General features: G+C 57.5%; 26 protein-coding genes. 23 read left to right on the top strand and 3 right to left on the bottom strand.

The window, feature by feature from the left end:
• Positions 1-15: 15 nt before the first annotated feature.
• From livH to AQ981_RS03750, 5 genes are all read left to right on the top strand, one after another.
• Complete coding sequence (gene livH, locus AQ981_RS03770; RefSeq protein ID WP_058910433.1) at positions 16-942, top strand: high-affinity branched-chain amino acid ABC transporter permease LivH; 927 nt, start codon at positions 16-18, stop codon at positions 940-942.
• The gene (locus AQ981_RS03765; protein ID WP_058910432.1) at positions 939-2213 is read left to right on the top strand and encodes a high-affinity branched-chain amino acid ABC transporter permease LivM; all 1275 of its coding nucleotides are present in this window, start codon (positions 939-941) and stop codon (positions 2211-2213) included. The genes livH and AQ981_RS03765 overlap by 4 nt, the downstream gene beginning before the upstream one ends.
• A complete protein-coding gene (gene livG / locus AQ981_RS03760; protein WP_058910431.1) occupies positions 2210-2977 on the top strand; it encodes a high-affinity branched-chain amino acid ABC transporter ATP-binding protein LivG in 768 nt (255 codons plus the stop codon). The genes AQ981_RS03765 and livG overlap by 4 nt, the downstream gene beginning before the upstream one ends.
• A gap of 1 nt (position 2978) precedes the next feature.
• Positions 2979-3692 carry a high-affinity branched-chain amino acid ABC transporter ATP-binding protein LivF gene (gene livF / locus AQ981_RS03755; RefSeq protein ID WP_058910430.1) on the top strand — a complete coding sequence of 238 codons (714 nt, stop codon included), beginning with the start codon at positions 2979-2981 and terminating at the stop codon, positions 3690-3692.
• 228 nt (positions 3693-3920) lie between these two features.
• The gene (locus tag AQ981_RS03750) at positions 3921-4181 is read left to right on the top strand and encodes a hypothetical protein (RefSeq protein ID WP_058910429.1); all 261 of its coding nucleotides are present in this window, start codon (positions 3921-3923) and stop codon (positions 4179-4181) included.
• Between the two features lie 11 nt (positions 4182-4192).
• Here the strand turns inward: AQ981_RS03750 and AQ981_RS03745 are convergent, their stop codons facing one another.
• Positions 4193-4981, bottom strand: a complete 789-nt coding sequence (locus AQ981_RS03745) for a DeoR/GlpR family DNA-binding transcription regulator (RefSeq protein ID WP_058910428.1) — start codon at positions 4979-4981, stop codon at positions 4193-4195.
• A gap of 314 nt (positions 4982-5295) precedes the next feature.
• Between AQ981_RS03745 and AQ981_RS03740 the strand changes: the two genes are divergently transcribed.
• The 14 genes from AQ981_RS03740 to ugpQ all read left to right on the top strand — a co-directional run bounded on the left by AQ981_RS03740 (position 5296) and on the right by ugpQ (position 19687).
• A complete protein-coding gene (locus tag AQ981_RS03740; protein WP_058910752.1) occupies positions 5296-6099 on the top strand; it encodes a transketolase in 804 nt (267 codons plus the stop codon).
• 2 nt (positions 6100-6101) lie between these two features.
• A complete protein-coding gene (locus AQ981_RS03735) occupies positions 6102-7025 on the top strand; it encodes a transketolase family protein (RefSeq protein ID WP_058910427.1) in 924 nt (307 codons plus the stop codon).
• A 15-nt stretch (positions 7026-7040) separates the two neighbouring features.
• The gene (locus tag AQ981_RS03730) at positions 7041-7838 is read left to right on the top strand and encodes a GolD/DthD family dehydrogenase (protein ID WP_058910426.1); all 798 of its coding nucleotides are present in this window, start codon (positions 7041-7043) and stop codon (positions 7836-7838) included.
• A gap of 73 nt (positions 7839-7911) precedes the next feature.
• On the top strand, positions 7912-8841 hold the full coding sequence (locus AQ981_RS03725) for a D-ribose ABC transporter substrate-binding protein (RefSeq protein ID WP_121500609.1): 930 nt from the start codon (positions 7912-7914) through the stop codon (positions 8839-8841).
• 43 nt (positions 8842-8884) lie between these two features.
• Positions 8885-9508 carry a DUF2291 family protein gene (locus tag AQ981_RS03720; RefSeq protein WP_058910424.1) on the top strand — a complete coding sequence of 208 codons (624 nt, stop codon included), beginning with the start codon at positions 8885-8887 and terminating at the stop codon, positions 9506-9508.
• Positions 9508-11043 (top strand): sugar ABC transporter ATP-binding protein, encoded by a 1536-nt coding sequence (locus AQ981_RS03715; RefSeq protein ID WP_058910423.1) that lies wholly within the window; start codon positions 9508-9510, stop codon positions 11041-11043. The genes AQ981_RS03720 and AQ981_RS03715 overlap by 1 nt, the downstream gene beginning before the upstream one ends.
• Before the next feature lie 16 nt (positions 11044-11059).
• The gene (locus tag AQ981_RS03710) at positions 11060-12127 is read left to right on the top strand and encodes an ABC transporter permease (RefSeq protein ID WP_058910422.1); all 1068 of its coding nucleotides are present in this window, start codon (positions 11060-11062) and stop codon (positions 12125-12127) included.
• Positions 12120-13622: an FGGY family carbohydrate kinase gene (locus AQ981_RS03705; RefSeq protein ID WP_058910421.1), complete on the top strand. Its 1503-nt coding sequence runs from the start codon at positions 12120-12122 to the stop codon at positions 13620-13622. The genes AQ981_RS03710 and AQ981_RS03705 overlap by 8 nt, the downstream gene beginning before the upstream one ends.
• 57 nt (positions 13623-13679) lie before the next feature.
• Positions 13680-14477 (top strand): SDR family oxidoreductase, encoded by a 798-nt coding sequence (locus AQ981_RS03700; RefSeq protein ID WP_058910420.1) that lies wholly within the window; start codon positions 13680-13682, stop codon positions 14475-14477.
• 287 nt (positions 14478-14764) lie between these two features.
• Entirely contained in the window at positions 14765-16078 is a 1314-nt protein-coding gene (gene ugpB / locus AQ981_RS03695) for a sn-glycerol-3-phosphate ABC transporter substrate-binding protein UgpB (RefSeq protein ID WP_058910419.1), read from the top strand.
• Between the two features lie 59 nt (positions 16079-16137).
• Positions 16138-17025, top strand: coding sequence for a sn-glycerol-3-phosphate ABC transporter permease UgpA (gene ugpA / locus AQ981_RS03690; RefSeq protein ID WP_058910418.1), 888 nt, complete (start codon positions 16138-16140; stop codon positions 17023-17025).
• On the top strand, positions 17022-17867 hold the full coding sequence (gene ugpE / locus AQ981_RS03685; protein WP_058910417.1) for a sn-glycerol-3-phosphate ABC transporter permease UgpE: 846 nt from the start codon (positions 17022-17024) through the stop codon (positions 17865-17867). The genes ugpA and ugpE overlap by 4 nt, the downstream gene beginning before the upstream one ends.
• 12 nt (positions 17868-17879) lie before the next feature.
• The gene (locus tag AQ981_RS03680) at positions 17880-18950 is read left to right on the top strand and encodes a sn-glycerol-3-phosphate import ATP-binding protein UgpC (RefSeq protein ID WP_058910416.1); all 1071 of its coding nucleotides are present in this window, start codon (positions 17880-17882) and stop codon (positions 18948-18950) included.
• The gene (gene ugpQ, locus AQ981_RS03675) at positions 18947-19687 is read left to right on the top strand and encodes a glycerophosphodiester phosphodiesterase (protein ID WP_058910415.1); all 741 of its coding nucleotides are present in this window, start codon (positions 18947-18949) and stop codon (positions 19685-19687) included. Before AQ981_RS03680 ends, ugpQ begins: the two co-directional genes overlap by 4 nt.
• Before the next feature lie 31 nt (positions 19688-19718).
• Here the strand turns inward: ugpQ and AQ981_RS03670 are convergent, their stop codons facing one another.
• Positions 19719-20063, bottom strand: a complete 345-nt coding sequence (locus AQ981_RS03670; protein ID WP_249226260.1) for a DUF2756 domain-containing protein — start codon at positions 20061-20063, stop codon at positions 19719-19721.
• Positions 20064-20193: 130 nt separating this feature from the next.
• Between AQ981_RS03670 and ggt the strand changes: the two genes are divergently transcribed.
• Positions 20194-21942, top strand: a complete 1749-nt coding sequence (gene ggt, locus AQ981_RS03665; protein WP_058910414.1) for a gamma-glutamyltransferase — start codon at positions 20194-20196, stop codon at positions 21940-21942.
• A gap of 416 nt (positions 21943-22358) precedes the next feature.
• Here the strand turns inward: ggt and AQ981_RS03660 are convergent, their stop codons facing one another.
• Positions 22359-22871, bottom strand: coding sequence for a bactofilin family protein (locus AQ981_RS03660; protein WP_058910413.1), 513 nt, complete (start codon positions 22869-22871; stop codon positions 22359-22361).
• Positions 22872-23473: 602 nt separating this feature from the next.
• On the opposite strand from AQ981_RS03660, the gene AQ981_RS03655 reads away from it, so the two are divergent.
• The 3 genes from AQ981_RS03655 (at position 23474) to gntK (ending at position 25937) form a co-directional block, all read left to right on the top strand.
• Positions 23474-24169: a pirin family protein gene (locus tag AQ981_RS03655; RefSeq protein WP_058910412.1), complete on the top strand. Its 696-nt coding sequence runs from the start codon at positions 23474-23476 to the stop codon at positions 24167-24169.
• Between the two features lie 101 nt (positions 24170-24270).
• Positions 24271-25266: a gluconate operon transcriptional repressor GntR gene (gene gntR, locus AQ981_RS03650; RefSeq protein ID WP_058910411.1), complete on the top strand. Its 996-nt coding sequence runs from the start codon at positions 24271-24273 to the stop codon at positions 25264-25266.
• A 149-nt stretch (positions 25267-25415) separates the two neighbouring features.
• On the top strand, positions 25416-25937 hold the full coding sequence (gene gntK / locus AQ981_RS03645) for a gluconokinase (RefSeq protein WP_058910410.1): 522 nt from the start codon (positions 25416-25418) through the stop codon (positions 25935-25937).
• The last annotated feature ends 2 nt before the right edge of the window (positions 25938-25939 follow it).

Below are 25939 nucleotides of genomic sequence, written 5' to 3'. Positions count from 1 at the left end.
GAAAAAGGTTATGTTATGTCCGAGCAGTTTCTCTATTTCCTGCAGCAGATGTTTAACGGCGTCACGCTGGGCAGTACTTATGCGCTGATCGCCATTGGCTACACCATGGTTTACGGCATTATCGGCATGATTAACTTCGCCCACGGCGAGGTGTACATGATCGGTAGCTATGTTTCCTTCATGATCATCGCCGCGCTGTTGATGATGGGGATCGACGCTGGCTGGCTGCTAATCAGCGCAGCCTTTATCGGCGCGGTGATCATCGCCAGCGCCTACGGCTGGAGTATTGAACGGGTGGCTTACCGGCCGGTGCGTAACTCTAAGCGTCTGATCGCCCTGATTTCTGCCATCGGGATGTCGATTTTCCTGCAAAACTACGTCAGTCTGACGGAGGGGTCCCGGGATATCGCACTGCCCAGCCTGTTCAACGGCCAGTGGGTAGTCGGGCACAGTGAAAACTTTTCCGCCACCCTGACCACCATGCAACTGGTTATCTGGGTGGTGACGGTGCTCGCCATGCTGGCACTGACCATGTTTATCCGTTACTCGCGGATGGGCCGGGCCTGTCGGGCCTGCGCCGAAGACCTGAAAATGGCCAGCCTGTTGGGGATTAATACCGATCGCGTCATTGCCCTGACCTTTGTTATCGGCGCCGCTATGGCGGCGGTAGCCGGGGTATTGCTCGGCCAGTTCTACGGCGTAATTAACCCCTATATCGGCTTTATGGCCGGGATGAAAGCCTTTACCGCCGCGGTACTGGGCGGGATTGGCAGTATCCCCGGCGCGATGCTGGGCGGCCTGATTTTAGGGGTTGCCGAAGCCCTGACCTCCGCCTATATCGGCACTGAATATAAAGATGTGGTCTCTTTCGCGCTGCTGATTGTTGTTCTGCTGGTGATGCCTACCGGTATTCTTGGCCGTCCGGAGGTAGAAAAAGTATGAAACCGATGCAGATTATGTTTGCCCTGTTCTCCGCGGCGATGTTCTTTGTGCTGGCGTCGGTTTTCATGGGCGTACAACTGAGTCTTGAAGGTACCCGACTGGTGGTGGGCGGCGCGGCGGATATCCGCTGGCAGTGGATTATTATCGGCACTGCGGTGGTGTTCCTGTTCCAGGTGTTGCGCCCGCTGTTCCAGCAGGGGATGAAGAAGGTCGCGACGCCGAAACTGGTGATGCCGGCTATCGATGGCTCGACAGTGAAGCAAAAGCTGTTCCTCGTGGCGCTGCTGCTGGTCGCGGTGGCCTGGCCGTTTATGGTGTCGCGCGGCACGGTGGATATCGCCACCCTGACGATGATTTATATCATTCTCGGTCTCGGGCTGAATGTGGTGGTAGGGCTGTCAGGGCTGCTGGTGCTGGGCTACGGCGGCTTTTATGCGATCGGCGCTTATACCTTTGCGCTGCTGAACCATTATTACGGTCTGGGTTTCTGGACCTGTCTGCCGCTGGCGGGGATCACCGCGGCGGCGGCAGGCTTCCTGCTGGGCTTCCCGGTACTGCGCCTGCGCGGTGACTATCTGGCGATTGTTACCCTCGGTTTCGGCGAAATTGTGCGTATTTTGCTGCTCAATAATACCGAAGTGACCGGCGGGCCGAACGGCATCAGCCAGATTCCCAAGCCGACCCTGTTCGGCCTGGAGTTCAGCCGCTCGCCGCGCGAGGGAGGCTGGGATACCTTCAGCAACTTCTTCAATCTGAAATACGATCCCAGCGACCGGGTGATTTTCCTCTACCTGGTGGCGCTGTTGCTGGTAGTCCTGACTCTGTTTGTGATCAACCGCCTGCTACGTATGCCGCTGGGCCGGGCGTGGGAAGCGCTGCGTGAAGATGAAATCGCCTGCCGTTCACTGGGCTTAAGCCCGACACGCATCAAGCTGACGGCGTTTACCATCAGCGCGGCGTTTGCCGGTTTCGCCGGTACCCTGTTCGCCGCTCGCCAGGGGTTTGTCAGCCCGGAATCCTTTACCTTCGCCGAGTCAGCTTTTGTGCTGGCGATTGTGGTGCTGGGAGGGATGGGCTCACAGTTTGCGGTTATTCTCGCCGCCATTCTGCTGGTGGTTTCCCGCGAGTTGATGCGCGACCTCAACGAATACAGCATGCTGCTGCTCGGCGGCCTGATGGTGCTGATGATGATCTGGCGTCCGCAAGGGCTACTGCCGATGACCCGCGTGAAACTGAAACTGAAAAACGGCAGTGAAGGAGAGCAGGCATGAGTCAGCCATTATTATCCGTCAGCGGTCTGATGATGCGCTTTGGCGGCCTGCTGGCGGTAAACAATGTGTCGCTGGAGCTGCATCCGCGGGAAATCGTCTCGCTGATCGGCCCCAATGGCGCTGGAAAAACCACGGTATTTAACTGCCTGACCGGTTTTTATAAGCCAACCGGCGGCACGATTTTGTTGCGCGACCGGCACCTCGAAGGGATGCCGGGCCAGGAAATCGCCCGTATGGGCGTGGTGCGGACCTTTCAGCATGTGCGGCTGTTCCGGGAGATGACGGTGGTGGAAAACCTGCTGGTGGCGCAACACCAGCACATGAAAACCGGCGTTTTTTCCGGGCTGCTGAAGACCCCGGCGTTCCGCAAGGCGCAGGATGAGGCGCTGGATCGGGCGGCGGAGTGGCTGGACAGGATCGGTTTGTTAGCGCTGGCTAACCGCCAGGCCGGGAACCTGGCCTATGGCGACCAGCGGCGGCTGGAAATCGCCCGCTGTATGGTTACCCAGCCGGAAATTCTGATGCTGGATGAACCGGCCGCGGGGCTGAACCCGAAAGAGACCAGGGAGCTTGACGAGCTGATCGTCGAACTGCGCAATGAGCACAACACCACTATCCTGCTGATTGAACACGATATGAAACTGGTGATGGGCATTTCCGACCGGATTTATGTGGTGAACCAGGGGACGCCGCTGGCTAACGGCACCCCGGAGCAGATCCGCAATAATCCGGACGTGATTCGGGCATACCTGGGCGAGGCATAAGATGGAAAATGTAATGTTGTCTTTTGACCGGGTGAGCGCCCACTACGGTAAGATTCAGGCGCTGCACGAAGTGAGTTTGCATATTCGCCAGGGGGAAATCGTCACCCTGATCGGCGCCAACGGCGCCGGGAAAACCACCCTGTTGGGCACCCTGTGCGGCGATCCACGCGCCACTCAGGGGCGCATCGTGTTTGACGGTAAAGATATTACCGACTGGCAAACCGCGCGCATCATGCGTGAGGCGGTGGCGATTGTACCGGAAGGGCGGCGGGTCTTTTCACGTATGACCGTGGAAGAGAATCTGGCGATGGGCGGTTTCTTTGCCGACAGTCAGCAGTTTCAGCAGCGTATTGAGCGGGTTTACGATCTGTTTCCGCGCCTCCTTGAGCGCCGGGTTCAGCGGGCCGGCACTATGTCTGGCGGCGAACAGCAGATGCTGGCTATTGGCCGGGCGCTGATGAGCCAGCCGCGCCTGTTGTTGCTTGATGAGCCTTCCCTCGGGCTGGCGCCGATTATCATTCAGCAGATTTTCGACACCATCGAGCAACTGCGCGGCGAGGGAATGACAATTTTCCTCGTTGAGCAGAATGCCAATCAGGCCCTGAAGCTGGCGGATCGTGGTTACGTGCTGGAAAACGGTCATGTGGTGCTGGAGGATACCGGTGACGCGCTGCTGGCTAACGAGGCGGTGCGCAGCGCCTATCTTGGCGGGTAACCCCAGGTAATATCGGATAAAGGAGTAAAAGCGTGGTTTTTTCCACCTTTGTGGTTTTCAGCCGAAAATCAGGATATTGATTTTACTGGTTTTTATCTGGTGATATCTGTAGGTACAGTAATAAGATGAGGTTGATCATCAATATCAAAGGAGCCATTGGCTCCTTTTTTGTATGGCTGAACATGATATTTTCTGCGTGAAACTATTTCTCCCGGGAAGGAGCAGAAAATGAGGCATATAGCAGGCGTTGCGCTGGCGCTATTGTTTAGCGCCGGCGCGTTGGCGTCGAAGACCGTTGATCCGCGCGATCCGTCCATCTGGCAGGAAGAGGCGCCGCAAGCGCAGGAGTGGGATCGCCATTTTCCCTGTGAAGTGTCCAGCCACAGCGGCTGCCCGCAGCGCGATGACGAAAAGTCAGATATCCAGCGCGAGCGCGAGCGGCGTGAAAAAGTGAAAATCTATGACTATGGCGAGCAGCAGGCGCGCTGAGCGACCTGGCGTCAGGCTATCATGACGGTGACGCCCAGCGCTTCAAACGCTTCGACAGACTCCTGGCTAATGCCTTTATCGGTGATCAGATAGTGAATGTTGCTCCAGTCGCAGGGCAGCGCGAACATCGATACTTTGCCTATCTTGCTGGAGTCCGCCACCACGTAGACGGTTTTCGCCGAGCGGATCATGGCGCTTTTGACTTTAATGTCGGTTTCACTGGGGAAACTGAGGCCCATTTTCGGTGAGATAGCGGCGGTGGCGAGGAACAGTTTTTCCGCCAGCACATTTTCAAAGAAACCAGCGGCTTTGTCCCCGGACATCGACAGGGTGGGAAATTTGAAGGTTCCGCCGGTCAGCAGAATGTTGATTCCCGGCTCTCCTCCCAGCTTCAGGGCGATATTCACCGCGGTTGTAATCACCGACAGCCGGTGAATATGCGCCATATGCTCGACAATGGCGGTGGTGGTGGTGCCGGAGTCGAGAATAATCGCATCGCCGTTTTCGATCTGCTGGGCGGCAAAGCGGCCTATCGCCTCTTTCTCCTCCAGATTGACCTGGCGTTCCAGTAGCAGCGCGCCGGTATTCTGTTTCCCGGTGACCAGCGTCGCGCCGCCATAGTAGCGCTGGACATAGCCAGCTTTTTGCAACTCACGCAGATCGGTGCGGATCGTCGCCTCGGTCAGACCAAAAGTTTCGGTAAGCATCTTCACGGTGACGGTGCCGTCTTCACGGATCATCTCCAGAATTTTTTCTCTGCGTTGCTGCATATCCGCGAGCTGCTCACTTTTGCTTTTCAATCGAAACACTCCTCTTGAGCGTGGTTGCCGCGTCTGGTAATGCGCCGCTAATGGTATGCAGTTTACCCCCGGGAAGCGGGGAATGCGAGCGTATCACTGCGAAAATCATCGCGTTTGTTGTGCAAATGCCCGTGGTTTTTCATAGCGCTTTTCCTGCCGGCCCGAACAAAATCATTGCCAGCCGCCCTGAACGATCATTTTTGTTTTTTATTTGATCGCGACCGCAAAATGGTTTAAATAGTTGGTGTATGTTTTCGATCGAAAATCAATTGAAAATGATCGAGACGTTTTATCACTGCGATCGGGAGGTAAGGGTGGACGTACAGGCAATCAAACAGACAGCGCGACAGGCCCGGCGCTATGTGCTGCAGATGAATCATCGGGCAGGTAAAGGCCACACCGGGGCCGATCTCTCGGAGATCGACATTATCTGTACGCTTTTCATGGCGGTCATGGATCGCCGCGCCGCGCGCCCGGATCGGGACCGTTTCATTCTCTCTAAAGGCCACGGCGCCGGCGGACTGTATTGCAGCGCCGCGGCGATGGGGATTATCGATCCGCAAATCCTCGATCAATATATGGGCGACGACACCCTGCTGGCCGGTCACCCGATTCGCCAGAAACTGCCGGAGCTGGTGGAGATCAACTCCGGCGGCCTTGGGCACGGTCTGTCAATCGGCGTCGGGCTGGCGCTGGGCAACAAACTGGCCGGGCTCGGCCACCGCCGGGCATTTGTTCTGCTGGGCGATGGCGAGCTGGCGGAAGGGTCCAACTGGGAAGCGGCAATGTCCGCCAGCAAATTCCAGCTGGATAACCTGGTGGCGATTGTCGATCGAAACCGTCTGCAACTGGCCGGTAAAACGGAAGAGATCATGCCGCTGGAGCCGCTGGGCGATAAATGGTGCGCGTTCGGCTTTGAGGTGCTGGAGTGTGACGGTCACGACCCGCTTTCTATCGCTGATGCCGTTAACGCCCCGTCAGTTGGCAAGCCGCGCGTGATTCTGGCCAATACCGAAAAAGGACACGGTATTTCGTTTATGGCCAATGTACCGGCCTGGCACCACGCCATTCCTGATGATGAACAGTTGGCTCAGGGCCTGGCGGAACTGGAGGAGTAATTATGCAAGATTTACGTGACGCCGTTATTAACGCCCTGGTGGAAGCCCGCCAGGCGGGAGCTGACCTGAGCGTGGTGGTGGCGGACTCCACTTCCACATCGAAAATCGCGCCGTTTGAGAAGGCGTTCCCGGAGCGGGTGATCAACGTCGGCATCGCCGAACAAAATATGGTTGGCGTCGCTGCTGGTCTGGCCCTCAGCGGCCGTACGGTGTTTACCGCTAACGCGGCGCCGTTCCTGCTCGCCCGCTCTAACGAACAGGTCAAAAACGATATTTGCTACACCGACACCAATGTGAAGATGCTCGGTCTCAATGCCGGGTTCGCCTACGGTCCGCTGGGGGCGACTCACCACTGTATGAACGATATCGCCATCGCCCGCACCATGGGCAACCTGCAGATTTTCGCCCCGGCGGATGCGGTGCAGGCCCGTGAGGTAACCCGCTACGCCATTGAGCACCAGGGCCCGGTGTATATCCGTATGGACAGCGACAAAGTGCCGGTATTGCACAACAACGACTGGACGTTTGTGCCGGGGAAACCGGCGGTGTTGCAGAAGGGGCATGACACAGTGGTGTTCTGTCTCGGCACTCTGGCACATGAGGCGCTGGCCGCGGAAAGGCCGGATATCACCATTGTTTCGCTGCCGTCGCTGTGGCCGCTGGACGAACAGGCGGTGCTGAAGATTATCGGTGCGCACCAGCATGTGATCACCATGGAAGAACACGTATTAAGTGGTGGCCTTGGCAGCATTATCGGTGAATTGTTGCACCAGCACCGCCTGCGCCAGACGTTCACCGCGCTGGGCGTTCCACCCTACGAATTTACCCACAGTAGCAGCCGCAGCGCGCTGCGCCGCCAGTTCAATATTGATGCGGCCGGGTTACGTTTTACCGTTGAGCAACTCGCGCTACGTACCATTGCATAACAGGAGAAGAGTGTAATGAGTAATGAATATGACGTGAATTTACGCTATGGCGTCGATATCAGCCTCGATCTGAGCGACAAAGTAGCGGTCGTCACCGGCGGGTTGGGCGGTATCGCGATGGCCAGTAATGAGATGCTGCTGGAAAAAGGCGCGCGTCTGGCGCTGCTGTATCCCTCCTTTGAGCGTGAAAAGGCCGCTACGGTAGCGGAACAATTCGATCCGGCCCGGGTGCTGTTTGTTGAGTGCGATGTGGCAGAACCGCAGTCCGTGGAGCAGGCTTTTGCCACGGTGGCCTCTCACTACGGGCAGCTCGACATCCTGATCAACTGTGCGGGTTATGTGATGCTGCAGCCGGTGCTGGAAACCGAATTCGCCGAATGGCAGAAGCAGATTGCCGTGAACCTGACCGGGCCGTTCCTGTGCTCCCAGGCGGCGGCGCGCCTGATGGTGAAAGGCGGGCGCGGCGGCAAAATCATTAATATTGCCTCCCAGGCCGCCTCCATCGCCATTGATAACCATGTGGCTTACACCTCCGCTAAAGCCGGTCTGCTGGGCATGACCAAAGTGATGGCCAAAGAGTTCGCCCCGTACAACATTAACGTCAACACCCTGTCTCCGACCGTGGTGCTGACGCCGATGGGCGAAAAAGCCTGGCGCGGTGAGAAAGGAGAAGCGATGAAGAAGCTGATCCCGATGGGCCGCTTTGCCTATACCGACGAAATTGCCGCCGCGGTGCTGTTTTTTGCCAGCAACGGTAGCGACATGATTACCGGCGCCGACCTGATGATCGACGGTGGGTTCACCATCTGGTAATAACACCATAAATTACAAAGAATTATGCTGTTTCGCTGTACCCCGACAATAACTATACAGAGAGAACATCATTATGAAATTTAAGCTGTTAACCCTTGCTACAGCCTGTGTCTTTTCCCTGGCGGCCCATGCGGCTGAAAAAGGCACCATCATGATCATGGTGAATTCACTGGATAACCCGTATTACGCTTCCGAAGCCAAAGGCGCCAGCCAGAAAGCGCAGGAGCTGGGTTATAAGACCACGGTGCTTTCCCACGGTGAGGATGTGAAGAAACAAAATGAGCTGATTGATGCGGCGATTGGCCAGAAAGTACAGGGCATCGTACTGGATAACGCCGATTCCACCGCCAGCGTGGCGGCAATCAAAAAAGCGCAAAGCGCCGGGATTCCGGTCGTGCTGATCAACCGCGAAATTCCGGTGGATGACGTCGCGCTGGTGCAGATCACCCACAACAACTTCCAGGCCGGTTCCGAAGTGGCCAACGTGTTTGTGGAAAAAATGGCTGAAAAAGGTAAATACGCCGAGCTGACCTGTAACCTGGCGGATAACAACTGTGTTACCCGCTCTAAATCCTTCCATCAGGTCATCGACCAATATCCGGACATGGTGAGCGTGGCGAAGCAGGATGCCAAAGGCACTCTGATCGACGGTAAGCGCATCATGGACAGCATCCTGCAGGCGCACCCTGATGTGAAGGGGGTGATCTGCGGTAACGGTCCGGTGGCGCTTGGCGCTATCGCCGCCCTGAAAGCCGCTAACCGCAATGATGTGGTGGTGGTCGGCATTGACGGCAGCAACGACGAGCGCGACGCCGTGAAATCCGGTTCCCTGCAGGCGACGGTGATGCTACAGGCCCAGGCTATCGCCGCCCAGGGGGTGACCGACCTCGACAACTATCTCCAGAAAGGCGAAAAACCGCCGAAACAGCGCGTCATGTTCCGCGGCATTCTGATTACACCGGAAAACGCAGACAAGGTACTGGATTTCAACATTAAATCCTGAGGATAAGCTGTCGCGCCCCTGCGGGGGCGCAGAGGAGAAAAGTATGTCCAGACACGTGTGGTTGGCGCTGGCCATTCTTGGGCTGGGTGGCTGTCGTATCGTCTCCCAGCAGGAACTGGCGGATCTGCGCGATCCGCCGAATCCCAAAATGGCGAATATTGAACAGACCTGGCAGCAGAAGCTGGTGCCGCAGGTTACTGCGCAAGCCCGGCCGGTGGCCGACCTTTTGAAAGCGCTGCAGGGCCAGCAGGATATCGACAGCGCCTGCCAGGCGTTGGGCTATCGTTCACAGGCTGAAAATCCCTGCGTCTTTGCCGTACGGGTCAGCGGCCAGGTAGAAAAAGTGGATACTCAATCGCGCAGCGGCAAAATGACCATCAGGGACGCCAGCGGGGAGACCGTGGTGGTGCAACTGGGGCCGACGATCCGCGGTACCGCGCTGCGCGACGGTTATAAAGGCGCCAGTTATCAGGATTTCAACGATCAGGTACTGTTCGGTGACTTTGGCCGTTCGATTAACGACCAGGCGTCGGCCATGATGCAGGCTTTCCAGCCAAAGGTCGGCGAGCAGGTTGAGATAGAAGGGGTGTTCAGCAGTTGGGATATTCCCCAGCATCTGCCGGATATCACGCCGTCCCGGGCATCGCGCGCGCAGGGAGGGGAGTGATGAATCCACTGGCCCCCGATACCGCGGCGTCGGACGTGATCATTGAAACCCGCGATCTGTCGCGGATTTACCCCGGCGTAACGGCCCTCGATAGCGTTAACTATCGGGTATATCGCAATAAGGTTAACGTCCTGATCGGTGAAAACGGCGCCGGCAAGTCCACCATGATGAAAATGCTGGCGGGGGTGGAGACGCCGTCGTCCGGGCAAATCCTGCTGGAAGATCAGGTGGTGACGCTGCATTCCACCCATCAGGCGGAAAAACATGGGATCAGCATTATTTTTCAGGAACTGAACCTGTTCCCGAATATGAATGTGATGGACAACATCTTTATCGGCAACGAATTTTTCCAGCGCGGGCGTATCAACGAGAAATATCAGTATGCGCTGGCGAAGTCGTTGCTGGAGCGCCTGGAACTGGATGTGGATCCGCTCACCCCGCTCGGGGAACTGGGGATTGGCCACCAGCAACTGGTGGAGATCGCCCGGGCGTTGTCGAAAGACACCCGGGTGCTGATCATGGATGAACCCACCTCCGCCCTCAGTCAGTCCGAGGTGAAAGTGCTGTTCAAAGTTATTGAACAGCTCAAGCGGCGCGGCGTCACCATTATCTACATTTCCCACCGTCTGGAAGAGCTGATGGAGATAGGCGATCACATCACGATTTTCCGCGACGGTCGCTTTATCTGCGAACGTGAAGTGCGCGATGCCAGCATCCCGTGGATTATCGAGCAGATGGTTGGCGACAAGAAAAAGCATTTTGACTACCAGCCTGCTCCGCAGGGGGAAACGGTGCTGGAGGTGAAAGGCCTGACCGCGCTGCATCAGAGCGGCGGCCACAAACTCAATGATGTTGGTTTCCGCCTGCGCAAGGGCGAAGTGATCGGCATTTATGGCCTGCTGGGGGCGGGGCGCACCGAACTGTTTAAGGGGCTTATCGGCATGATGCCGTGTCAGCAGGGCAATATTCATCTCAACGGCGAGTGCCTGGACCGGTTGCGCTTTCAGCAGCGTCTGAAGAAAGGGATCGCCCTGGTACCGGAAGATCGTCAGGGGGAGGGGGTGGTACAGATGATGTCCATCAAATCCAATATGACCCTGTCGGATCTGAGCCTGCGCGGCTTCCGGCGCGCCTGGCGTTGGCTGAACCCCGGCAAAGAGCGCGAAAACGTCGGCGAGATGGTGCAGCAACTGGCGATCAAAGTCAGCGACGCCGAGCTACCGGTGACCTCCCTGAGCGGGGGGAATCAGCAAAAAGTGGTGCTCGGGAAAGCGCTGATGACCCGGCCCGAGGTCGTGCTGCTTGATGAGCCGACCCGCGGTATCGATGTCGGCGCGAAAACCGATGTCTACCACCTGATTGGCCGCATGGCGCATCAGGGGCTGGCGGTAATGTTTTCCTCGTCCGAGCTGGATGAAGTGATGGCGCTGGCCGATCGCATCCTGGTGATGGCTGACGGGCGGATCACCGCCGACCTGCCGCGCAGCGAGGTGACGCGGGAAAAACTGATCATTGCCTCAACCCCTCAAGATTAACAGGCTGGAGCTCACCATGAACCAGAAATATATGCTCTATATGTACCTGCTGAAGGCCCGAACCTTTATCGCCCTGCTGATCGTGATCGGCTTTTTCAGCGTGATGGTGCCGAACTTTTTAACGCCGTCTAATCTGCTGATCATGACCCAGCATGTGGCGATTACCGGTCTGCTGGCCATTGGCATGACGCTGGTGATCCTCACCGGCGGCATCGATCTGTCGGTGGGGGCCGTCGCCGGGATTTGCGGCATGGTGGCCGGGGCGCTGCTCACCAACGGTATTCCGCTGTGGGGCGGCAGTGTTCTGTTCCTCAACGTGCCGGAAGTCATCCTCTGCGTCGCCATTTTCGGCATCGTCGTCGGGTTTGTGAATGGCGCGGTGATTACCCGCCTCGGCGTGGCGCCGTTTATCTGTACCCTCGGCATGATGTATGTCGCCAGAGGCGCGGCGCTGTTATTCAATGACGGCAGTACTTACGCCAACCTCAACGGCATGGACGCGCTGGGCAACACCGGGTTTGCCGCCCTCGGTTCCGGCACTCTGCTGGGGATTTACATTCCGATCTGGCTGATGCTGGCTTTTCTGCTGCTCGGGCTATACCTGACGCTGAAAACTCCCCTTGGCCGCTATATCTACGCCATCGGCGGCAATGAATCGGCAGCCCGGCTGGCGGGCGTGCCGATCGTCAATGTGAAAATCTTTGTCTATGCCTTTTCCGGGCTGTGCGCCGCGCTGGTTGGCCTGGTGATCGCCTCGCAACTGCAGACGGCGCACCCGATGACCGGCAACATGTTTGAGATGGACGCTATTGGCGCCACGGTGCTCGGCGGTACAGCGCTGGCTGGCGGCCGTGGCCGGGTGTCCGGCTCGATCATCGGGGCATTCGTGATTGTTTTCCTCGCCGACGGCATGGTGATGATGGGAGTGAGCGACTTCTGGCAGATGGTGATCAAGGGGTTGGTTATCGTCACCGCGGTGGTTATCGACCAGTTCCAGCAGCGGCTGCAGAACAAGGTCATTCTGATGCGCCGCCATGAAAAAAAGCAGGCAGTAGCGTCGGCAACGGAGGTTAGCCATGGATAAGGACATTATTATCGCCCTGGATGAGGGCACCAGTAACGTCAAAGCGGTGGCTATCAATGCCGCGGGGGAGGTGGTGGCGAAGGCCTCCCGTCCGCTGGGGCTGGCGACGCCGCAGCCTGGCTGGGTGGAACAGGACGGCGAGGCGCTGCTCAGCGGTTCGTTTGCGGTGATTCGTGAAGTCATCGCCCGGGTGGGCGCCGGGCGGGTCGCGGCGCTGGCTATCAGCAACCAGCGCGAAACCGCCATCGGCTGGTCGCGGGAGACCGGCCTGCCGGTTTCTCCGGCCCTGACCTGGCAATGTTCACGCTCCGGGCCGTTTTGCGATCAACTGCGTCGCGACCGTCAGGAGACGTTGATTCGTTCTGTGACCGGGCTACCGGTAGCACCGTTGTTCTCCGGATCGAAAATGCGCTGGCTGCTCGATAACACCCTGGACGGCCATCAGCGCGCCAGTCAAGGGGAGATCTGCCTCGGTACTATCGACGCCTGGCTTCTGTGGCATCTGAGCGGCGGAAAACAGTTCCGCTGCGATCTGTCCAACGCCGCCCGCACCCAGCTGTTAAACCTGCGCGAGCAGGACTGGGATGCGCAGATGCTGGCGCTGTTCGGTATCCCGCGCGCCGCGCTGCCGGAGATTTGTCCCTCATCCGGTCACTTTGGCGATACCTGCGGCGTGGAAGGCATTGACGACGGGATCCCGATTCTGGCGATGGTCGGGGATTCCCACGCCGCGCTGTACGGCCATGGGCTGGGGCGTCCGGGTGGCGTGAAAGCGACTTATGGCACCGGTTCGTCGGTGATGGCGCCGCTGCCGGTACCGGATACCCGTATCACCCAACTGGCCACTACCGTGGCGTGGCACAACGGCGAGCGGGCGGTTTACGGTCTTGAGGGCAATATCCCGCATACCGGCGACGGTGTGGCGTGGATGCTGCGCGCCACCGGTATGTCGGGGCTGGCGGAAGGTCCGCTGGCGACTCTGCTGCAGGAACTGCCGGCCAGCATCGAATCGACAGAGGGCGTCTATTTTGTTCCCGCCCTGACCGGCACCGGCGCGCCGTGGTGGGACGACCACGCCCGCGGGGTGATCTGCGGCCTGAGCCGCGGCAGCGAACAGGCGCATCTGGTGCGCGCCGCACTGGAGGCGATCGCCTACCAGATTGCCGATGTGATTGAGGCGATGAAGCAGCACCCGGATTTCCATCTGGAAACCCTGATGGTGGACGGCGGCCCAACCCGCAACGCCTGGCTGATGCAGTTTCAGGCCGATCTGCTCGGCTGTCCGGTGGCGCGCAGCTCCACCGCGGAGCTGTCGGCCCTTGGCGCCGGGCTGCTAGCGCGCCGCGCCCTTAACTGCCTTAGCGATGACCAACTGGCCTCCCTGCTGCCATCCCACGATATCTGGCAACCGGATGATGCGCGCCATCAGCGCTGTCAGACGTACTGGCAGGGCTGGCGCGATGCGGTGCAGCGTACGCTGTGGTCGGGCCGCTAAATATAACGTATTTATGTTCCTGCCGGAGCAGCCTCCGGCACTGTAAGGAGAAGACAAATGCAGCGAGATTTTAAAGGAAAAACGGTTGTCATTACCGGAGCCTGCCGCGGCATCGGCGCGGGTATTGCTGAGCGTTTTGCCCGCGATGGCGCCAGTCTGGTGATGGTCTCCAATGCCGATCGGGTATTTACGACGGCGAAGGACTTACAGAATCGCTATGGGGTGGAGATCCTCGCGCTCCAGGTGGATGTGACCGATGAAGCGCAGGTGCAGGGATTGTACCAGCAGGCCGCGGCGCGCTTCGGGCATATCGACGTGTCGATTCAGAATGCCGGGGTAATCACCATTGATTACTTTGACCATATGCCGAAGAGCGATTTTGAAAAAGTGCTGGCGGTGAATACCACCGGGGTCTGGCTGTGCTGTCGCGAGGCAGCGAAATATATGGTCAAACAAAATGGCGGCTGTTTGATCAATACCTCCTCCGGCCAGGGGCGCCAGGGCTTTATTTACACGCCACACTACGCCGCCAGCAAGATGGGCGTCATTGGTATCACCCAGAGCCTGGCGCACGAACTGGCGCCGTGGAATATCACGGTGAATGCCTTCTGCCCCGGGATTATCGAAAGTGAGATGTGGGACTATAACGACCGGGTGTGGGGTGAGATCCTCAGTAGCGATAAGAAACGTTACGCTAAAGGCGAACTGATGGCCGAATGGGTGGAAGGTATTCCGCTCAAACGCGCCGGGCAACCGGAGGATGTGGCCGGGCTGGTGGCGTTCCTCGCTTCTGATGACGCCCGCTATATTACCGGGCAGACGATTAACGTTGATGGCGGTCTGATCATGTCCTGATGGTGGTTTGCGTTCAGACGCAACAGCAGGGTCACCGGACCCCCGGCTCAGCGCCTGAACGATACCTTGTGCAGTACCCCACTGCCGGTTTACCAGCTTGCCGGCGGTGGGTTTTTCCCCTTCATCTCTCTGTCATCCCGCCGTCATTAAACGGTTATTTTTCTGTCATTCGCGCATGTCATGGTAGCTCGCGAACAAAAAACGCGTGGAATCGCGCATTCGCCCGCGGGGCCGCCCATGGCCGGCAGCCTGAAGAATGACGGGTATATGACAAGAGAGACACACCCATGACATCGTTACGACATACAGCAGTCGGTCTGGCGCTCAGCCTGGCCCTGGCAGGCCCGGCGATGGCGGCGACCGCCATTCCTTTCTGGCACTCCATGGAGGGCGAACTGGGAAAAACGGTGGATTCCCTGGCCCAGCGCTTTAATCAGAGCCATCCGGATTACAAGATTGAGCCGGTCTACAAAGGCAACTATGAACAGAGCCTGGCGGCAGGCATTGCCGCCTTCCGTACCGGTACGGCGCCGGCGATCCTCCAGGTTTATGAAGTGGGTACGGCGACCATGATGGCGTCGAAAGCCATTAAACCGGTTTATGAAGTGTTCAGCGATGCCGGGATTGCGTTTGATGAGTCGCAGTTTGTACCGACGGTTTCTGGTTATTACACCGACGCGAAAAGCGGCCATCTGCTCTCCCAGCCGTTTAACAGCTCCACTCCGGTACTCTATTACAACAAAGACGCTTTCAGGAAAGCGGGTCTTGATCCTGAACAGCCGCCGAAAACCTGGCAACAGCTGGCGGAGTACAGCGCGAAGCTGAAGGCGGCGGGGATGAAATGCGGCTATGCCAGCGGCTGGCAGGGCTGGATCCAACTGGAAAACTTCAGCGCCTGGAACGGCCTGCCGTTCGCCAGCCGTAATAATGGTTTTGACGGTAGCGATGCGGTTCTGGAATTCAACAAACCGCAGCAGGTACAACATATTGCGCTGCTGGAGGCGATGAATAAGAAAGGGGACTTCAGCTACTTTGGCCGCAAAGACGAGTCCACCGAGAAGTTCTACAGCGGTGACTGCGCCATGACCACCGCCTCTTCCGGTTCGCTGGCGGATATTCGCCACTACGCCAAATTCAACTACGGCGTGGGAATGATGCCCTATGATGGCGACCTTGCCGGCGCGCCGCAGAACGCCATTATCGGCGGCGCCAGCCTGTGGGTGATGCAGGGTAAGGACCCGGAAACCTATAAGGGCGTCGCAGAGTTCCTCCGCTTCCTGGCGCTGCCGGAAAATGCCGCGCAATGGCATCAGAAGACCGGCTATCTGCCGATCACCACCGCCGCCTACGAGCTGACCCGCCAGCAGGGGTTCTATGACAAGAATCCGGGGGCGGATATCGCCACGCGCCAGATGCTCAACAAGCCGCCGCTGCCGTTCACCAAAGGGCTGCGCCTCGGCAATATGCCGCAGATTCGCACTATTGTTGATGAAGAGCTGGAATCGGTCTGGACCGGTAAGAAGACTCCGCAGCAGGCGCTGGATACTGCCGTTGAACGGGGTAATCAGTTGCTGCGCCGCTTTGAACAGTCCACGAAATAAGTTTGCTCCGCCCCTGTGCGCATCGTTGTGCGCCGGGGCTTTTTACGTTGAGTGTGGTTATGGCTTCTTCTCGTCCGGTATTTCGTTCCCGCTGGTTACCGTATTTACTGGTGGCGCCGCAACTGGCGATCACCCTAATCTTTTTTATCTGGCCCGCCGGCGAAGCGCTGTGGTATTCGGTGCAGAGCGTCGATCCATTTGGCCTTTCCAGCCAGTTTGTCGGGCTGGATAATTTTACGGTCCTGTTTCACGACAGTTATTATCTGGACGCGCTGTGGACCACCCTGGAGTTCAGCGCGCTGGTAACCATCAGCGGTCTGCTGGTGTCGCTGTTTTTCGCCGCGCTGGTGGATTATGTGGTGCGCGGCAGTCGGCTGTATCAGACCCTGATGCTGCTGCCCTATGCGGTGGCGCCGGCGGTGGCCGCGGTACTGTGGATTTTCCTGTTTAACCCTGGCCGGGGGCTGATGACCTGGTTCCTTGAACAGTTCGGCTATGACTGGAATCACGCTCAGCACAGCGGTCAGGCGATGTTCCTGGTGGTGTTCGCTTCGGTGTGGAAGCAGATTAGTTACAACTTCCTGTTCTTTTTCGCCGCGCTACAGTCGATTCCCCGCTCGCTGGTGGAGGCCGCCGCTATCGACGGCGCCGGGCCGGTGCGGCGCTTCTTTAAACTGTCGCTGCCGCTGATCGCGCCAGTGAGTTTCTTTCTGCTGGTGGTGAATCTGGTGTACGCCTTTTTCGATACCTTTCCGGTGATCGACGCCGCCACCGCCGGCGGGCCGGTACAGGCGACCACCACATTGATTTACAAAATCTACCGCGAAGGCTTCGCCGGGCTCGATTTATCGGCCTCTGCCGCTCAGTCGGTAGTACTGATGGCACTGGTGATCGTGCTGACGGTGATTCAGTTCCGCTATGTGGAAAGTAAGGTGCGCTACCAATGATTGAACACCGTCGCGGGCTGACTATTTTCAGCCACACCATGCTGATTCTCGGTATCGCCGTGATTCTGTTTCCGCTGTACGTCGCCTTTGTGGCGGCGACCCTCGACAACCGGGCGGTATTCTCCACCCCCATGACGCTGATTCCCGGCGGCCATTTGTGGGAGAACCTGAAAAATATCTGGGTAAACGGCGTTGGGGTGAATGGCGCGCCGTTCTGGCTGATGTTGCTCAACAGTCTGGTAATGGCGCTGGGGATTACCGTGGGCAAGATAGCCGTTTCAATGCTGTCGGCGTTTGCCATTGTCTGGTTCCGCTTTCCGCTGCGTAATCTGTTTTTCTGGATGATTTTTATCACCCTGATGTTGCCGGTGGAGGTGCGTATTTTCCCGACGGTCGAGGTGATCGCCAGCCTGAAGCTGCTCAACAGCTACGCCGGGCTGACGTTACCGCTGATGGCTTCCGCTACCGCCACCTTTTTGTTCCGCCAGTTCTTTATGACGCTGCCGGATGAACTGATGGAGGCGGCGCGGATCGACGGCGCTTCTCCGATGCGCTTTTTCCGCGACATCGTGTTGCCGCTGTCAAAAACCAATCTGGCGGCGCTGTTTGTCATCACCTTTATTTACGGCTGGAACCAGTACCTGTGGCCGCTGCTGATCATTACCGATGCTTCTCTGGGCACCGCCGTCGCCGGGATTAAAGGCATGATCGCCAGCGGTGAAGGCTCTACCCAGTGGAACCAGGTGATGGCGGCGATGCTGCTGACCCTGATCCCGCCGGTCGTGATTGTGTTAGTGATGCAGCGCGCGTTTGTGCGCGGTCTGGTTGATAGTGAAAAGTAGGAACTCCCCGTTATGGCAGGATTGAAATTACAGGCTGTGAGCAAAAGCTGGGACGGCAAAACCCAGGTGATTCAACCATTGACTCTCGATGTCGCGGACGGCGAGTTTATTGTTATGGTCGGGCCTTCCGGCTGCGGGAAATCGACTCTGCTGCGGATGGTGGCTGGTCTGGAACGGGTCAGCGGCGGCGATATCTGGATCGACAGGCTGCGGGTGACCGAACTGGAGCCGAAAGAGCGCGGTATTGCTATGGTGTTCCAGAACTATGCGTTGTACCCGCATATGAATGTGGCGGAGAACATGGCCTGGGGGCTGAAAATTCGCGGCATGGGCAAGTCACATATCGCGGAGCGGGTTCAGGAGGCGGCGCGGATTCTCGAACTCGGGGAACTGCTACAGCGTCGGCCGCGGGAACTGTCCGGCGGTCAACGCCAGCGGGTGGCGATGGGACGGGCGATAGTGCGCGATCCGGCGGTATTTCTGTTTGACGAGCCGCTGTCGAATCTCGACGCGAAACTGCGCGGTCAGATGCGCCTGGAGCTGCAGCAACTGCACCGGCGACTGAAAACCACCAGTCTGTATGTGACTCACGATCAGGTCGAAGCGATGACGCTGGCCCAGCGGGTGATGGTAATGAACAAGGGCGTGGCGGAGCAGATTGGCACGCCGGTGGAGGTGTATGAAAAGCCGGCCAGCCGCTTTGTGGCGAGTTTTATCGGCAGTCCTGCCATGAATCTGCTGGATGGACGGATGGATGAGAGCGGCACGCGCATTATTCTCAAAAACGGCATGGCGCTGCCGCTGGACATTGCCGGCATTAGCCTGGCCGGGCGTCAGATCACGCTGGGTATTCGCCCGGAACATATTGCGCTAAGCTCACAGGCGGCGGGCGGCATTCCGTTGACGCTGGACACCCTTGAGATGCTCGGCGCGGATAACCTGGCGCACGGACGCTGGGGAGAGCAGAAAGTGGTGGCGCGGCTGGGCCACCAGGATCGGCCTCGTCCAGGCAGCCAGCTATGGCTCCATCTGCCGCCGTCGCACCTGCACTTTTTTGACGGGCAAACAGGACAACGACTATGAGTAACTGGCCTTATCCGCAGATTGTCGCCCACCGCGGCGGCGGAAAACTGGCTCCGGAGAATACCCTGGCGGCGATTGACGTCGGCGCGCGCTACGGCCATACCATGATTGAATTTGACGCTAAATTGTCCCGGGATGGGCATATCTTCCTGCTGCACGACGATACCCTGGATCGCACCAGTAATGGCTGGGGCGTGGCGGGAAGGCTGACCTGGGATGAGTTGCTGCGCGTTGACGCGGGAAGCTGGTTCAGCGGTGAATTCAAAGGGGAGCCGCTGCCGCTGCTTTCACAGGTGGCGGAACGCTGTCGCCGGCACGCGATGATGGCCAACATTGAAATCAAACCCACCACCGGTAGCGGGCCGGAGACCGGCAAAGCGGTGGCGCTGGCGGCGCGGACGCTGTGGCAGGGGATGACGCCGCCGTTGCTGTCCTCTTTTGATATCAGCGCCCTGGAAGCCGCCCGTCAGGCAGCGCCGGAGCTGCCCAGAGGGTTATTGCTCGACGAATGGCGGGAGGACTGGCAGGCGCTGACCCGGCGGCTGGAGTGTGTTTCGATTCACCTTAATTACCGGCTGCTGGATGAACAGCGTACCGTGCTGCTCAAAGACGCCGGGCTGCGGATTCTGGTGTATACGGTCAACGATCCCGGTCGCGCTGGCCAATTGCTGCGCTGGGGCGTGGACGCTATTTGCACCGATCGTATTGATTTGATCGGCGCGGATTTTCACGGCTAATCTTTCCCTGATGCCTTGCCCTCGCCGGGTATCAGGGCGCCAGTTTCTGGCGGTTCTGATTCAGCATCCCGCCGCCGCTGTTGGGCAGCGTCTGCTGATTGGCTTTCAACTGCCCCGGCTGCGACTGTTGAATGCGCTGGCTACTGCTGTTTAACTGACTCTGTAGCTGCTGTTGTTGCTGGCGATTCTGATTCTGCAATTGCATATTCAGATTACTTTTTTGCTGCAACTGCTGACTGCGCATTTCACTTTCCATACGCTGCTGGCTGGGGATCTGATAGCCGGGCTGGTTGGGATTGTTGGTGACGTTTAGCGGCTGTGCAACGCTGATGCAGGGCAGCAGTAACGCCAGCAGGATTGCGGATTGCAGTTTCATCACATTCATCTCTTTTCAGGTCACATTCTTATAGTTTACCCCTTCCACGCCGCACTGCCGTGTACTTTGCGGTTTTTTACGCCAGGATAAAACAGCGACATCACAACCAGAATAATGACGGGAGAATCTCATGGCGACTGGAAAACGTTTATGCCAGCTACTGCTGGCGCTGCTGATGGCGGGCCTGTGTCTGCCGGCCGCCGCCGCGCCGCCGCAGGGCGCGCCGGTATCTTATGGCGTGGAAGAGGATATTTTTCATCCGGTGCGGGCCTCCCGGGGGATGGTGGCGTCGGTAGACGCCCGGGCCACTCAGGTCGGCGTGGAGATCCTGCGCCAGGGGGGGAATGCGGTGGATGCCGCGGTGGCGGTGGGCTATGCGCTGGCGGTGACCTATCCGCAGGCCGGGAACCTGGGCGGCGGCGGTTTTATGCTGCTGCGTACTAAGGAGGGCGTCACTACGGCGATCGATTTTCGCGAGATGGCGCCGGCGCGGGCCAGTCGCGATATGTTTCTTGATCAACAGGGTAACGCCGACAGTAAAAAATCCCTGGCCTCGCATCTGGCGTCCGGCACGCCAGGCACGGTCGCGGGGCTGAGCCTGGCGCTGGAAAAATATGGCACTATGCCGCTTAATAAAGTGATTCAGCCGGCGATCGCGCTGGCCAGAGACGGCATCATTGTCAATGATGCGCTGGCGGACGATCTCCAACAGTATGGCAGCGAGGTGTTGCCCGCTCATCCCGCCAGCAAAGCGATTTTCTGGAAAGCTGACGGCCAGCCGCTGGCGAAAGGAGATAAGCTGGTACAGACGAATCTGGCGCACAGCCTGACATTGATTGCCGAAAACGGTCCGGACGCGTTTTATAAAGGGGCGATTGCTGAGCAAATCGCCGCAGAGATGGCTAGCCACGGTGGGCTGATCGCCAGAGAGGATCTGGCGCAATACCGGGCCGTGGAGCGTAAGCCTGTCAGCGGCGAGTACCGCGGCTACCAGGTGTTCTCCATGCCGCCGCCGTCATCCGGCGGCATCCATATCGTCCAGATCCTTAATATTCTGGAAAACTTCGACCTGAAAAAATATGGTTTTGGCAGCGCTGACGCGTTACAGATCGTCGCGGAAGCAGAAAAGTATGCCTATGCCGACCGTTCAGAGTATCTGGGGGACCCGGATTTTGTCCGCGTACCGTGGCAGGCGTTGACCAGCAAAGCCTACGCCAAATCGCTGGCGCAGCAGATCGATATTAATAAAGCGCGCCCGTCCCGGGAGATTAAACCGGGTGACCTGGCCCCTTATGAAAGCGACCAGACCACTCACTATTCGGTAGTGGATCGCGACGGTAATGCGGTGGCGGTGACTTATACCCTGAATACCACCTTTGGCAGCGGCATTGTGGCCGGCAATAGCGGTATTTTACTGAATAATGAGATGGATGATTTCTCCGCCAAACCTGGCGTCCCCAATGTTTACGGACTGGTGGGCGGTGAGGCGAACGCCGTGGGCCCGAAGAAGCGGCCGCTGTCGTCCATGTCGCCGACCATTGTGGTGAAAGAGGGCAAAACCTGGCTGGTGACCGGCAGTCCGGGCGGTAGCCGGATTATCACCACGGTATTGCAGATGATCATTAATACCGTTGATTTCGGGATGAATGTCGCGGAAGCCACCAGCGCACCGCGTTTCCATCATCAATGGCTGCCGGATGAACTGCGCGTCGAGAAAGGCTTCAGCCCGGATACCCTGAAGCTGCTAACTCAGAAAGGGCAGAATGTGGTGGTGAAGCCGGCGATGGGTAAAGCGCAGAGCATTATGATTAGTCCGGATGGCACCCTGCTCGGCGCATCCGATCCCCGGGCGCAGGACTCACTGACGGCCGGGTTTTAATCCGCCACGGACGGTGACGCTTCCGGGCGCGCGGATAAAACAAGGCGGCGGCACTGCGCCGTGGTGCAGGGCCGTTACTTTCCGACTCAGGCGTGGGTTTGTCGCAGGGCTGCGGTGTCGCAGGATATCACTATGGTCTGCGTAATTTGCTTCGCGGCTCAGGGGGTTAGAAAAACCCTTTAAACATCATTGGTTTCTCGAATAAGGTAAACGCGATTTTTTTGCAAAAAACGCTGGACACATGCGAATGATAATGATTATTATTGTCATGCGTTCAGGGGAGACCGCCTCGGTGTGAACCTGAAAGCACGACATTGCTCACATTGCTTCCAGTATTTCTTAGCCAGCCGCGTGCTGGCTTTTTTTTGCTTTGCGAACAGGGAAGCGCGCCGCCATCCGGCGGCGGCAGAAGGAGATTACTGCTCGGCGACTTTGTCGTTCAGCGTCGGCTGCGGCGAGTGCAGCGGGATAACCGGCGTGGTTTTGCTCTTCGCTGGCGCTTTTTCTGACGGCGTATGGTCTATCTGACCGCTGACGGTTCCGCCTTTTTTTACCGACAGGGCGCTGTAGTTCAGGGTGCCGGTCACCTTGCCGTTTTCATACACGTCAACGGTTTCCGCCCGGCACTGGCCATCGACGGCGCCGTCGATAATCAGCTCGCGGCACAGGATGTTGCCCTCGACTCTGCCGCTGCGCATAACTTTGACAATCCCGCCGTCCGATTCAATGTTGCCGTGTACCTCGCCATAGATATAGACCTGGCCGCAGGCGATGATATTGCCTTCAAAGCGTACATCCTGGGAGATAACGGTATTATTCTGTTTTTCTTCACGAACCGTATCTTCCGCTACCGCTACTGGCGGGGGAGCGACGACGGTTTTAATTTCCGGCATCTCGGTTTCTTTTGATGATTTATTTTTCCCAAACATAGCAAAGATCCTTTTATAAACGCATTGAAGTACAAATGATATCAATGACAATATGCCGCATGTAACTGAAACAGAAGGGGAATTAAAACACCAGGCGAGCAGGGAAACGAGCCAGAAGAACAATCCTGTATTAAGGAAATAGTATGACATATCCTTGTCTTCCCGCTATGTTAGCCGACCCCGGTGAAACGTACAGTTTACCACTGTGATTTTTTCTTTCTGTGCCAGATTCTCTGGTTTTTGTTAATTCAGAATTAGTAGCGGAAACAGATAATTATCTCGCCGCGACAGCCGTGAATAACACATATTATCGATATTCTCAGGAAGTATCTTTTACTGCGCCATATTGATCTTCAGCTAATTATGGCGCAGCGCCGAGCCGCGGTTGTTCAGTGAAACTGATGGTCTGGCGCCTTCCTGCGTTATCGGCTGATAAATAGTGAAAGCGTTAATTATCTGGCATGCACTGGCATTTTGGCGCTTGTTCATTTTTTTTGAACAGAGGCGTCAATTTTCACCCTCTATCATCGTTTAGTGATCGGGTCCACACTGTATCCATCAACCCGATATGAGCGGGTTCACCAACTACCGAGGGGGATAACATGATCTACTTACGTAAAGCTGAAGACCGCGGCCATGCTAATCACGGTTGGCTGGATAGCTGGCACACATTCTCTTTTGCAAACTACTACGATGCGAATTTTATGGGGTTTTCGGCGCTGCGGGTGATCAACGATGACACCATCGACCCCGGTCAGGGTTTTGGCACCCATCCCCATAAAGATATGGAGATCCTGACTTATGTACTGAAAGGTACCGTAGAGCATCAGGACAGCATGGGTAACAAAGAGCAGGTGCCGGCTGGTGAATTCCAGATCATGAGCGCCGGTACCGGTATCCGCCATTCGGAATATAACCCGAGCAATAGCGAGTCGCTGCACCTGTACCAAATCTGGATTATTCCGGAAACTACCGGGATCACGCCGCGCTACGAGCAGCGCCGGTTCGACGCGCCGCAGGGGCGCCAGTTGGTACTGTCGCCGGACGCCCGCGATGGCTCCCTGAAGGTCTACCAGGATATGGAACTGTACCGCTGGGCGCTGGCGAAAGACGAGCAGTCGGTCTATCAGATTGCCGCTGAGCGACGCGTCTGGATTCAGGTGGTGAGGGGTGATGTCGCCATTAATGGCACAGTGGCTTCTACCGGCGATGGTTTTGCGGTGTGGGATGAGCAGGCTATCTCGGTTCATGCTAATGGCGATAGCGAAATTCTGCTGTTTGATCTGCCGCCGGTATAACTGACGGTCTGATATTTCCTCAACCTTCTCCGTAACAGGAGAAGGTTGCTTATTGTCCGTGGTACACTGTCGGGCGTTGAATTGACTATGCCTTCAGGACAATGAAAAAGAGAAGACCGGTACTTCAGGATGTGGCTGACCGCGTTGGGGTGACCAAAATGACGGTCAGCCGTTTTTTGCGTAACCCCGATCAGGTGTCGGCGGCGTTGCAGGTAAAGATTGCCGCGGCGCTGGACGAGCTGGGATACATCCCGAATCGGGCGCCGGATATTCTCTCCAATGCCACCAGTCGCGCCATCGGCGTGCTGCTGCCCTCCCTGACTAACCAGGTTTTCGCCGAAGTGATCCGCGGTATTGAAAGCGTCACCGATGCGTTTGGCTATCAGTCGATGCTGGCGCACTATGGCTATAAGCCGGAGATGGAGCAGGAACGCCTGGAGTCGATGCTCTCCTGGAATATTGACGGGTTGATCCTCACGGAGCGTACTCATACGCCGCGCACCCTGAAGATGATTGAAGTGGCCGGGATTCCGGTGGTGGAACTGATGGACAGTGTTTCGCCGTGCCTGGATATTGCTGTCGGTTTCGACAACGTCGAGGCGGCGCGGCAGATGACGGCGGCGATGATCCAGCGCGGTCATCACCATACCGCCTACCTCGGGGCGCGAATGGACGAGCGTACCATTATGAAACAGAAAGGCTATGAGCAGGCGATGCGCGACGCGGGGCTGACGCCCTATAGCGTGATGGCCGAGCAGTCCTCTTCTTACTCTACCGGTATCGATCTGTTCCGCCAGGCGCGGCGCGAATATCCGCAACTGAACGGAATTTTCTGCACTAACGATGACCTGGCCGTTGGCGCTTCTTTTGAGTGCCAGCGCCTCGGGCTGCGCATTCCTGATGATATGGCGATTGCCGGTTTTCACGGCCATGATATCGGTCAGGTGCTGGAGCCTCAGTTGGCCAGCGTGCTGACGCCGCGCGAACGAATGGGGCGTATCGGCGCCGAGCGTTTACTGGCGCGTATCCGCGGGGAAACCATCACCCCGAAGATGCTCGACCTGGGGTTTACGCTGTCGCCGGGAGGCTCCATCTGAGCGATGTTTTTTGAAGTAGTTCACACTTATTCACTCTGAAAGCGAATGGTTATTGCCTGTGACTGCTCTACAGGCAGACAATGTTACCGATAACAGTTACCCGTAACATTTCTTGATTACGTAACCATTGTCCTACCAGGAGTTACGCTATGAGCACGACTAACCTTGAGCACCACATTTACGTCCTGATGGGCGTTTCTGGCAGCGGAAAATCTGCCGTCGCCAGCGAAGTGGCCCACAGGCTGCAAGCCGCATTCCTCGATGGCGATTTTCTCCATCCGCGCAGCAATATTATGAAAATGGCCTCCGGCGAGCCGCTGAACGATGACGATCGCGCGCCGTGGCTGAAGGCGCTGAACGACGCGGCGTTTGCCATGCAGCGCACCAATAAAGTGTCGCTGATTGTCTGTTCGGCCCTGAAAAAGCATTACCGTGACATGCTGCGCGACGGTAACCCGAATCTCTCCTTTATCTATCTGAAAGGGGATTACGAGCTGATTGAAAGCCGTCTGAAGGCGCGTAAAGGCCATTTCTTTAAACCGCAAATGTTAGTAACCCAGTTCGCCGCTCTGGAAGAGCCGCAGGCCGATGAACGTGATGTACTGGTTGTGGATATCGACCAGACGCTGGACGACGTCGTCGCCAGCACCATTGCGCTAATTAATAAATAAAG

It is taken from the genome of Entomohabitans teleogrylli, assembly GCF_001484765.1.
Lineage (GTDB): Bacteria > Pseudomonadota > Gammaproteobacteria > Enterobacterales > Enterobacteriaceae > Entomohabitans > Entomohabitans teleogrylli.
This window is presented reverse-complemented; position numbering and strand designations above follow the sequence as displayed.

Bases quoted from the DNA above. Each gene is read 5' to 3' on its own strand.
- ggt (WP_058910414.1), top strand. From the start codon at position 20,194: ATGGCGACTGGAAAACGTTTATGCCAGCTACTGCTGGCGCTGCTGATG.
- AQ981_RS03735 (WP_058910427.1), top strand. From the start codon at position 6,102: ATGCAAGATTTACGTGACGCCGTTATTAACGCCCTGGTGGAAGCCCGC.
- livF (WP_058910430.1), top strand. From the start codon at position 2,979: ATGGAAAATGTAATGTTGTCTTTTGACCGGGTGAGCGCCCACTACGGT.
- ugpQ (WP_058910415.1), top strand. From the start codon at position 18,947: ATGAGTAACTGGCCTTATCCGCAGATTGTCGCCCACCGCGGCGGCGGA.
- AQ981_RS03725 (WP_121500609.1), top strand. From the start codon at position 7,912: ATGAAATTTAAGCTGTTAACCCTTGCTACAGCCTGTGTCTTTTCCCTG.
- livH (WP_058910433.1), top strand. From the start codon at position 16: ATGTCCGAGCAGTTTCTCTATTTCCTGCAGCAGATGTTTAACGGCGTC.
- AQ981_RS03700 (WP_058910420.1), top strand. From the start codon at position 13,680: ATGCAGCGAGATTTTAAAGGAAAAACGGTTGTCATTACCGGAGCCTGC.
- ugpE (WP_058910417.1), top strand. From the start codon at position 17,022: ATGATTGAACACCGTCGCGGGCTGACTATTTTCAGCCACACCATGCTG.
- AQ981_RS03710 (WP_058910422.1), top strand. From the start codon at position 11,060: ATGAACCAGAAATATATGCTCTATATGTACCTGCTGAAGGCCCGAACC.
- livG (WP_058910431.1), top strand. From the start codon at position 2,210: ATGAGTCAGCCATTATTATCCGTCAGCGGTCTGATGATGCGCTTTGGC.
- gntK (WP_058910410.1), top strand. From the start codon at position 25,416: ATGAGCACGACTAACCTTGAGCACCACATTTACGTCCTGATGGGCGTT.
- ugpB (WP_058910419.1), top strand. From the start codon at position 14,765: ATGACATCGTTACGACATACAGCAGTCGGTCTGGCGCTCAGCCTGGCC.
- AQ981_RS03730 (WP_058910426.1), top strand. From the start codon at position 7,041: ATGAGTAATGAATATGACGTGAATTTACGCTATGGCGTCGATATCAGC.
- AQ981_RS03720 (WP_058910424.1), top strand. From the start codon at position 8,885: ATGTCCAGACACGTGTGGTTGGCGCTGGCCATTCTTGGGCTGGGTGGC.
- AQ981_RS03660 (WP_058910413.1), bottom strand. From the start codon at position 22,871: ATGTTTGGGAAAAATAAATCATCAAAAGAAACCGAGATGCCGGAAATT.
- AQ981_RS03670 (WP_249226260.1), bottom strand. From the start codon at position 20,063: ATGAAACTGCAATCCGCAATCCTGCTGGCGTTACTGCTGCCCTGCATC.
- ugpA (WP_058910418.1), top strand. From the start codon at position 16,138: ATGGCTTCTTCTCGTCCGGTATTTCGTTCCCGCTGGTTACCGTATTTA.
- AQ981_RS03680 (WP_058910416.1), top strand. From the start codon at position 17,880: ATGGCAGGATTGAAATTACAGGCTGTGAGCAAAAGCTGGGACGGCAAA.
- gntR (WP_058910411.1), top strand. From the start codon at position 24,271: ATGAAAAAGAGAAGACCGGTACTTCAGGATGTGGCTGACCGCGTTGGG.
- AQ981_RS03765 (WP_058910432.1), top strand. From the start codon at position 939: ATGAAACCGATGCAGATTATGTTTGCCCTGTTCTCCGCGGCGATGTTC.
- AQ981_RS03705 (WP_058910421.1), top strand. From the start codon at position 12,120: ATGGATAAGGACATTATTATCGCCCTGGATGAGGGCACCAGTAACGTC.
- AQ981_RS03655 (WP_058910412.1), top strand. From the start codon at position 23,474: ATGATCTACTTACGTAAAGCTGAAGACCGCGGCCATGCTAATCACGGT.
- AQ981_RS03715 (WP_058910423.1), top strand. From the start codon at position 9,508: ATGAATCCACTGGCCCCCGATACCGCGGCGTCGGACGTGATCATTGAA.
- AQ981_RS03750 (WP_058910429.1), top strand. From the start codon at position 3,921: ATGAGGCATATAGCAGGCGTTGCGCTGGCGCTATTGTTTAGCGCCGGC.